The organism is Leeuwenhoekiella sp. CH_XMU1409-2 (genome assembly GCF_037029365.1).
Lineage (GTDB): Bacteria > Bacteroidota > Bacteroidia > Flavobacteriales > Flavobacteriaceae > Leeuwenhoekiella > Leeuwenhoekiella blandensis.
In genome coordinates, this window is record NZ_JAYMEI010000044.1 from 1 (window position 1) to 1,212 (window position 1,212).

Genomic DNA, 1,212 nt, shown 5'->3' on the forward strand with positions numbered 1-1,212 from the left:
CATCTTAAGTTTGATTCTGTTTAAATTATAGCATTAATCAGAAAGAACAAAAGAGCAGGTTAAGGTTACTATAGCCGTTGGAACTTCAGATTCCGTCAACATTGATAATCACTGCTCTTTTCTACTTAGATTTCGATCAGTTCTGTGAGGCGCTAACCTCGATTTAAAGTTGTTGAACACCAAGTAGATCGTCCTTTCCAAAATCTAATTGTTATGAGTAAATATAGTGAAACTTATGGAGTAGATATTAGCAAAGATGTCTTTGATGTAGCAAATACAACAGGCTTTTACCGTCAATACCCTAATACTGTTGCCGGGTTCAAAAAGTTCATTAAAGAGCTTGAAAAATCAGCAATTGTCGTTATGGAAGCAACCGGTTATTATCATTATTGTTTAGCACAATTCCTGTTTGAATCTGGCCAACCGGTTTCTGTAGTAAATCCATTATCTGTAAAGAGGTTTATACAGATGCGTTTATCTAAAGTAAAGACCGATAAGAGTGATGCTAAAGCCATATGTGACTATGCTTTGATCAACCCAGTGCCTTTATATACGGGAAAGGATCAGAATCAAGCAGAATCTCTACAACTTCTACGTTTATTAGAGCTGTACTTAAAACAGCGCACTCAGCTAAAGAATAAAATTCACGGAGAGCAAGCTTTAGGTATACCTTCAAAAGCGGTTTTTAGATCATTGAACAGATCAAAAAAGATATTGGATAAAGAGATAAAATCCCTAGAAACGCGCTTATTATCTCTAGTTAAAGCAGAGCACCAGCAACAGTTGACTAATTTAAAGAGTATCCCAGGTTTAGGAGATAAAACAGCAGCTTTATTGATCGTGTTAACTGATGGTTTTACCAAATTTGAAACTGCATCGCAGCTTTGTAGCTTTGCAGGCACAACGCCCACCATACGGCAATCAGGGAGCAGTGTCAGGGGTAAAAGCAGAATCAGTAAAATGGGTAACCAAAAACTCAGAAATCTTTTGTTTTTATGTGCCTTCTCTGCAAGTAAATACAATACTGCCTGTAGGAAAATTTATGAACGTATTATAGCAAAAGGCAAAAGTAAAAAGCTAGCACTAATAGCAGTTATAAATAAACTAATAAAACAAGCTTTTGCAATCGCAAAGAGCGGCTTGCCCTATGACCCAAATTATGCGACAAAATTGAACTAAATACTCTTGGATTTTAACTCAGTTCTTTGTTGT

General features: G+C 36.1%; 1 protein-coding gene. It reads left to right on the forward strand.

Features of this window, described 5'->3' with window-relative positions:
- The first annotated feature begins 213 nt into the window (after positions 1-213).
- Positions 214-1,179, forward strand: coding sequence for an IS110 family transposase (locus WA338_RS18780; protein ID WP_009780787.1), 966 nt, complete (start codon positions 214-216; stop codon positions 1,177-1,179).
- Positions 1,180-1,212 lie beyond the last annotated feature (33 nt).